This is a genomic window from Kamptonema animale CS-326 (assembly GCF_028330895.1).
Classification (GTDB): domain Bacteria; phylum Cyanobacteriota; class Cyanobacteriia; order Cyanobacteriales; family Microcoleaceae; genus Kamptonema; species Kamptonema formosum.
Genome location: NZ_JAQMUA010000303.1, coordinates 1 through 7,703, shown reverse-complemented (window position 1 = coordinate 7,703; position 7,703 = coordinate 1). Strand labels below are relative to the sequence as shown.

General features: G+C 45.4%; 6 protein-coding genes. 4 read left to right on the top strand and 2 right to left on the bottom strand.

The features are described 5' to 3' along the window. Positions 1-58: 58 nt before the first annotated feature. The gene (locus PN499_RS17730) at positions 59-823 is read right to left on the bottom strand and encodes an HpcH/HpaI aldolase family protein (RefSeq protein WP_272033419.1); all 765 of its coding nucleotides are present in this window, start codon (positions 821-823) and stop codon (positions 59-61) included. Between the two features lie 565 nt (positions 824-1,388). On the opposite strand from PN499_RS17730, the gene PN499_RS17725 reads away from it, so the two are divergent. Then, positions 1,389-2,405 carry a glycosyltransferase family 2 protein gene (locus tag PN499_RS17725; protein ID WP_272033418.1) on the top strand — a complete coding sequence of 339 codons (1,017 nt, stop codon included), beginning with the start codon at positions 1,389-1,391 and terminating at the stop codon, positions 2,403-2,405. Between the two features lie 448 nt (positions 2,406-2,853). Further along, the gene (locus PN499_RS17720) at positions 2,854-4,449 is read left to right on the top strand and encodes a B12-binding domain-containing radical SAM protein (protein WP_272033417.1); all 1,596 of its coding nucleotides are present in this window, start codon (positions 2,854-2,856) and stop codon (positions 4,447-4,449) included. 266 nt (positions 4,450-4,715) lie between these two features. On the opposite strand, the gene petL is transcribed toward PN499_RS17720, so the two are convergent. Next, complete coding sequence (gene petL, locus PN499_RS17715; RefSeq protein ID WP_272033416.1) at positions 4,716-4,817, bottom strand: cytochrome b6-f complex subunit PetL; 102 nt, start codon at positions 4,815-4,817, stop codon at positions 4,716-4,718. Between the two features lie 93 nt (positions 4,818-4,910). Here petL and aroB point away from each other — a divergent pair, with 93 nt between their 5' ends. Then, complete coding sequence (aroB, locus tag PN499_RS17710) at positions 4,911-6,005, top strand: 3-dehydroquinate synthase (protein ID WP_272033415.1); 1,095 nt, start codon at positions 4,911-4,913, stop codon at positions 6,003-6,005. A 283-nt stretch (positions 6,006-6,288) separates the two neighbouring features. After that, a complete protein-coding gene (locus tag PN499_RS17705) occupies positions 6,289-7,536 on the top strand; it encodes an alpha/beta hydrolase (protein WP_272033414.1) in 1,248 nt (415 codons plus the stop codon). Positions 7,537-7,703 lie beyond the last annotated feature (167 nt).

Genomic DNA, 7,703 nt, shown 5'->3' with positions numbered 1-7,703 from the left:
TGGGCGGCGTTACTGATGGTTTTGCGTAAGTTCTAAGTCTTTATTTATTTTTACCTACTTAGAAATTCCGTACAGCTTTAACCAAAGACTGACAAGCCCGCAGGAAGATTGCTACGTCTACGCTGAGGCCGATGTACTGAACTCCGGTATCAATCCACTGTTTGGCAGTTTCAGAATTATCGGCAAAAGTGCCAGCAGCAAGGCCTGCGTTGCGAATGGTTTTTACTGCTGCTTCCATTAAGTCAATCACGCGGGAGTCGCGGACTTGGCCGGGAATGCCGAGAGATTGGGAAATGTCATAAGGGCCGAGAAAAATCACGTCAAGATTGGGAACGTTGACGATTTCTTTGAGGTTATCGATGCCGCGTTTGCCTTCAATGTGAATTACGACTAGGGATTCTTTATTAAGTTCATCGGTTATACCTGTACCTGCGGCGGTGTAAAGTCCGGCCCGCGTGGCGAAGGAAAGACCCCGCGTACCGAGGGGGCTATATTTGGCGTTTTGGACAGCAGTTTCTGCGTTGAGTTTGGTTTCGATTTGCGGAACTTGGACACCGGCACTACCAATGTCGAGGGCGCGTTGAATTTGGGGCCCGTCGTTTTTGCGAACGCGGACGATAGGGGCGATTCCTGCACAGTCTGCTGCACGGCAGAGGTCTTCAGCGACGAGTGGGTTGATGGGGCCGTGTTCCATGTCAATTATGGCGAAGTCAAATCCTGCATGGCCGCAGATTTCGATGAAGGCGGGATAGGCGCAATTCATAAATGGGCCAAGGACTATTTCGCCTTGTTTGAGTTTGCGTTTGAGGTGGTTTGGAGGCATGGGAGGAAGGAAGAAGGAAGAAGGAAGAAGGAAGAAGGAGGAAGGAGGAAGGAAGAAGGAGGAAGGAAGAGGGAAGGAAGAAGAAGGAAGAGGGAAGGAAGTATTGGTGTCAACTTAACGTTAAACGTTAGAGTCCGACAGGGGTTAAAACCCCTGCCTCAAAGATCAAGTCCTCTAAAGAGGACTAATGAGTTCTTTAGTCCTCTTCAGAGGACTTATTTTATTAGACAGGGGTTTTAACCCCTGGCGATTTTCAGGTTAAGTTGATAGGCCTTGGGTGATGCCATCTAAATTAAAATGCTCCATAGGATAAATTATATCTCTGGGTTATTGATTTTATAAAATAATCTCTACAGTGCAATTAATTAGCGGGACAAAAATAAATTATGTCATTGCGAGGAGTTGTGATACGAAGGAAACTAATCTCAAACCCTTGCGATTGCTTCCTGCTTGCGGCGTGGTAAAAATTTGTCATAATGTCATTGCGAAGCTAGTGAATAGATTGTCATGACTTGAGGCAGTAAAATTATTTTTCAATCCTGGCATTAAATTTAAGAGGTGCAGTTTGAATTTAGTAGGATTAGTTGTAATTGGACGCAATGAAGGCGATCGCCTCCGTAGATGTTTACTATCGGCTCAAGGTAATGTGGCGATCGCAGTCTATGTTGATTCGGGCTCGACAGATGGGAGTGTAGATTTAGCGCGATCGCTATCTGCGGATGTAGTTGAACTCGATTTGTCTGCACCTTTCACCGCTGCGCGCGCGCGGAATGCAGGGTTTGCACATCTGCTACAAGTATGTCCCCAAGTCGAATTTGTCCAATTTATTGACGGCGACTGCGAGTTAGTGCCAGGATGGATTGATCGCGCCTATCAAGAACTCCTAGCTCAACCAGATGTCGCGATCGCCTGTGGCCGCAGACGCGAACGTTTCCCGGAAGCATCCATCTATAATCAATTGTGCGACATCGAATGGGATACACCCGTTGGCGAAGCTAAAGCCTGCGGTGGTGACGCTTTGATGCGGGTTCAAGCCTTCCAAGCAGTAGGGGGGTTCAATCCCGCTTTAATTGCAGGGGAAGAACCGGAACTGTGTTTGCGATCGCGCCAAAAAGGTTGGAAAATCCTCCGGTTAGACGCAGAAATGACCCTCCACGACGCGCAAATTACCACTTTCCGGCAATGGTGGAAACGTTCTCAGAGAGCTGGCTACGCCTACGCTGAGGGAGCCTGGTTACACGGAAAGGAGCCCGAACGTCACTGGGTGAAAGAAAGCCGTAGTATTTGGTTTTGGGGGTTGATTTTGCCAGTAATAGCATTGGCTGGGATCTGGCTAACTCATGGTTGGAGTTTGTTGCTATTGAGCGCTTACCCGTTATTGACCTATCGGATTTATACTTATACGCAGCAGCGTAGTTTAGGAAAAAAGGCAGCGGCCCTGTATGCAATATTTTGCAGTTTAGGGAAATTTCCGCAACTACAGGGTCAGATCCAGTTTCACTTAGGTAGATTATGGCGACGACCCAGCAAGTTAATCGAATACAAAGCAGCAACTTCAGCAGAAGCAGCTATTCAGGAATAGCTAGAATAGTTAGGACTTACGCAGTCAATCGCCCAAAGGCTATTAAAAGGGGGGTTGCAAGTTAGACTAAATCCTTGTAGTGTGGGCGTTACGACTTGAGGATATTTTTTCTAGTCGGATTGGGCGATCGCCGCGCCCACCCTACGGGTAATGGTATAGACTTTCAATGTTAGCGATCGCAAAACTTTGATGTCTTTCCCCTGCACTCAAACCCCAAAAGACATATAAAATCCAAATCCCGCCATATTCCCGCCATATTATAGTTACTCAAGAAAACCAGATCGCGCTAACCTTAAGTCAGCCTTCTAAATCCTGCTAAGTAAATCCACCTAATTTAACGTAAAATACAGATGACTAAAAAGCCGACTGTATAAGCATTCTTCCTTCTTCCTTCTTCCTTCTTCCTTCTTCCTTCTACTTAATAAATCCCAGTGTGAGGAGTTTAATCATGCGAGTTTTACTGGTTTATCCCGAATTTCCCAAAACCTTTTGGTCTTACGAAAAAATCCTAGAACTCGTCAACCGTAAGGTATTGCTACCCCCTCTGGGTTTAGTCACAGTCGCGGCCATCCTTCCCCAAGAATGGGAATTCAAGTTAGTCGATCGCAACATTAGAGCGATAACAGAAGAGGAATGGCAATGGGCCGAACTCGTCATTTGTTCCGCGATGATCGTCCAAAAAGAGGACTTGCTGGCTCAAATTCGCGAAGCTAAGCGGCGTGGCAAATTAGTCGCCTGTGGGGGGCCATACCCAACTTCCCTACCAGAGGAACCCCAAGCAGCAGGGGTAGATTACCTGATTTTAGATGAAGGCGAAATCACTTTACCGATGTTTGTAGAGGCGATCGCGCGAGGCGAAACCAGCGGAATGTACCGATCCGATGGCGTAAAACCCGACGTTACTACCACCCCCGTCCCCCGTTTCGACTTACTGGAACTAAACGCCTACGATTCAATGTCTATCCAGTTTTCGCGGGGTTGCCCCTTCCAGTGCGAATTCTGCGATATTATCGTACTCTACGGTCGCAAACCCCGCACGAAAGAGCCAGAACAATTAATAGCAGAATTAGAATGTCTCTATCAATTGGGTTGGCGGCGTGGCGTTTTCATGGTAGATGACAATTTCATCGGCAATAAACGTAATGTCAAACTGCTGTTAAAAGAGTTAAAAGTTTGGCAAGAAGAACGTCAATATCCTTTTGTTTTCAACACCGAAGCATCCATTGACTTAGCCCAAGACCAAGAACTAATGGACTTGATGGTAGAGTGTAACTTTAATGCTGTATTTGTGGGAGTTGAAACCCCGGACGAAGAAAGCTTGCAAATGACTAAGAAATTCCAAAATACCCGGAATTCTTTGGTGGAATCAATGGAGGCAATTACTAAATCTGGCTTGCGCGTAATGGCTGGATTTATTATCGGCTTCGACGGCGAAAAACCGGGGGCCGGTTCGCGAATTGTGCGCTTTGCGGAAGCAGCGGCAATTCCTAGCACAACTTTTGGAATGTTGCAAGCTTTGCCTCATACGGCTTTGTGGCACAGGCTAGAAAAAGAAGGACGGTTGCGCGGTAAAGCTGGTAACTTGAATCAGACAACTTTAATGAATTTTATTCCCACGCGGCCTTTAGAAGATATTGCGCGGGAATATGTCGAGGCATTTTGTGATGTTTACGATCCTAAGAAGTATTTGGATCGCACTTATCGCCACTTCTTAATGCTAGGTGCGCCGAAAGTGAAAAAGCCGTTTAAAATGCCTGATTTAATTGACTTACGAGCTCTTGGTATCGTCATTTGGCGACAAGGGATTAAGCGTAATACTCGCTGGATGTTCTGGCATCATTTATTCAGCATTATTAAACGCAATCCGGCTGTGTGGGAGCATTATTTGACTGTTTGCGCTCATAACGAACACTTCTTAGAATACCGCCAAATTGTGCGGGATGAAATTGAGGCTCAATTGGTTGAGTATCTGGCTAATGAAAAGCAACAGGTACAGCAGCAAACAGTTGCACCTGTTGAGGAAAAAGAACGCGCGATCGCGTAAGATCGCGTAAGTTGAAAGAAAGAAAGGTGGCGGTTAGAAACCGCATCTACACAGACAAAACCCGCCTACGCGGGTTAAAATTCTATAGTCCGCGCAGGCGGACTTCGTTTGTGTAGCCGCGAATTCTATTCGCCAAGAAAGATAAGGTAGCGGTTAGAAACCCCGTCTACACGAGACTTAACCCGCCTACGCGGGTTGCATTTGTATAGTCCGCGTAGGCGGACTTCGTTTGTGTAGCCGCGAATTCTATTCGCCTGGAGTATTTATTAAATTAGCTTGATAGCACGCAAACCAAACAAAAGTACGGTGGCAACACCCAGCATACCGCCGAACATCACAAAATAAGCTATGGCTCCACTGATAGTCATTTACATTGCTCCATAAAAATCAATAACAACTATTGAAACATGGTGTGCGCTACAATACATCCGAAAGGGGATATTAAGATTTAGGTTTTTACCATGCAGTCAGTTATTCGTGTTGATTTAGGGCCGCAATCTTACGATATTACGATCGCATCTGGCGGTTTAGACGAACTCGGCACGCAGATAGGAGCTCTAAATTTAGGCAAAAAAGTCTTAGTCGTCTCTAACCAGATGATATTTCGCCACTATGGGGAAAAGGCGATCGCATCTTTACAAAAAGCCGGCTTTGAAGTCGCCAGCCATATCCTACCCGTAGGCGAACAATATAAAACTTTAACTGGTCTGCAAAGAATTTACAATTCAGCTTTGGAACATCGCCTCGAACGTTCCTCAACTATTATCGCTTTAGGAGGCGGCGTTGTTGGCGATATGGCGGGTTTTGCGGCCGCAACTTGGCTGCGTGGTATAAATGTGGTGCAAGTGCCAACATCTCTGCTAGCAATGGTTGATGCTTCCATTGGTGGCAAAACTGGCGTTAATCATCCCCAAGGTAAAAATTTAATTGGTGCTTTTCATCAACCGCGATTAGTATTAATCGATCCAGAGGTTTTGAAGACTCTACCACCGCGAGAATTGCGTGCAGGAATGGCGGAAGTTATTAAGTATGGCGTAATTTGGGATGCAGAATTATTTGCACAATTGGAAAAGTGCAAGCGATTAGATCAAATGCGTTATTTTCCCGCCGATTTGTTACCAGAAATTTTAAGTAAGTCTTGCCAAGCTAAGGCTGATGTGGTAAGTAAAGATGAAAAAGAATCGGGATTGAGAGCAATTTTAAATTACGGTCATACAATTGGTCATGCCATAGAAAGTGTAACCGGTTATAAGGTAGTAAATCACGGTGAGGGGGTGGCGATTGGGATGGTAGCGGCGAGTGGATTGGCGGTGGAGTTGGGGATGTGGGATAGTGAGTGCGATCGCCGACAATTAGCTTTGATTCAAAAGGCAGGTTTGCCTATAAAGTTGCCATCAGGTTTAGATATTGAGGAAATTTTAGAGACTTTGCAAACTGATAAGAAGGTACAAGATAGCAAAGTAAGGTTTATTTTGCCTACCCAGATTGGTGTGGTGACAATTACGGATCGGGTAACTGCTGATGTAATTAGGTTGGTATTGGGAAGAATGGGGTAGATATATCCCGGCGATTGAAATCGCGACTACACAAACAAAGTCCGCCTACGCGGACTAATAGGCGTAGGGTACTCAGTTTTACGCACCCAACCACAGAAACCGGGTTTTTTGACGAAAATACTTCGTTTTCACCCACAGATTCTATCAAAAACCCGGTTTCTGGGAGTCCATGCGTAAGTCCTAAAAATATAAAGCAATAGTTTCGGCAATTAAAAACGTCCTAACTATCTTAGCGATTACTATAATTTAAGCTGGTTGAAAATCAGACTTTGGGAAAAAATCTGTGCGACCTAAAAATAACCGCAAAAAGCTAGTCTTATTAGCAACATTTCTAGTCTCTCTCTTCATCCCTTTGTTTTTGAGTGCAGTTGGATTATTTCTTAGCCTTTGGACGATCGTACCAGCACCGGCACTATTTCTATTTCCTTTAGCAGTGGGAGCACCAGAAATCAGTCCTTGGCTGGTGGCTGTGAATGCGATCGCTCTCTTACTAACTATCTTGAGACTACAGCAAGGCTGGCTCTACAACACTTCGCTAGTCTGTAGCTTGATTGCCCTAATCCTCAGTCTACTCCCCCTGCTTCAGTTCCCAGCAGCTAATTCGCGCATAGCGGCTGAAGTACAGTCTGTTTTAGGGGTGGATTATTTAGCAGCCATTCCTCAAGTTGAACAGGCGCAACTACGCCCTAAACCCTTTATCCTAGCAGATGCCTTCCGGGGAATTCCCCTGCGGGAAGTTCGCACTTCTGACGGCGTTGTATTTGCCAACCCCGACGGGGTACAACTGAAACTAAATCTTTATAGACCGATGCAAACTGGTAAATATCCCGCGATCGTTATCCTCTACGGAGGAGCTTGGCAAAGAGGTAGTCCCAATAGCGATCGCGAATTTAGTCGCTACATGGCCGCCCAAGGTTATTGTGTAGTAGCAATAGATTACCGCCACGCTCCTAAATATCGCTTTCCAGCTCAATTAGAAGACGTAGAAACAGCTTTATCTTATATCCAAACCCATGCCAATGACTGGGAAATTGATATTAACAGAATTGCTTTAATGGGAAGGTCAGCAGGTGCCCATTTAGCATTACTTTATGCTTATAATTCCCCTACAGTTCCTATTCGAGCAGTAGTTAATTATTACGGCCCAATTAACCTACTCCGGGGATATTATGACCCACCTTTTCCCGATCCATTAAATGTCCGAGCCATTCTGCGTGCCTTTCTGGGAGGAACTCCCGACGAACTCACAGAGCTTTACCGTCAAGCTTCTCCTATCAATTATGTTAAACCCAACCTTCCCCCTTCTCTCCTGGTTTATGCAGGTCGCGACCATATAGTTGAAGCCAAGTTTGGACGCTTTCTCTACGAACAATTATGCGCCACTGGCAATCGTGCCATCATGCTTGAAATTCCTTGGGCAGAACACGCCTTTGATGCCGTTTTTAATGGTGTGAGCAACCAACTGGCTTTGTATTACACAGAACGCTTTTTAGCTCATACTCTGAAGTCTTTTGAACCTCAACCAAGATAAAGAAACATAGCCCAAGGAATCAGGAAAAAAGACCTAGGTACTATGGCATAAATTGGGAAAATTGGTATTAGCAAAGTTACTTTCCAGTGTCATATCATGTCCGGTTAAATACTTGCAATTGCGAGTTATCATTGTTCGCTGTGCGAAGCAATCGCAGAGACTACGCG

Excerpts from the sequence above, each read along its gene's own strand:
- PN499_RS17730 (WP_272033419.1), bottom strand. The coding sequence starts at position 823 with ATGCCTCCAAACCACCTCAAACGCAAACTCAAACAAGGCGAAATAGTC.
- PN499_RS17720 (WP_272033417.1), top strand. The coding sequence starts at position 2,854 with ATGCGAGTTTTACTGGTTTATCCCGAATTTCCCAAAACCTTTTGGTCT.
- petL (WP_272033416.1), bottom strand. The coding sequence starts at position 4,817 with ATGACTATCAGTGGAGCCATAGCTTATTTTGTGATGTTCGGCGGTATG.
- aroB (WP_272033415.1), top strand. The coding sequence starts at position 4,911 with ATGCAGTCAGTTATTCGTGTTGATTTAGGGCCGCAATCTTACGATATT.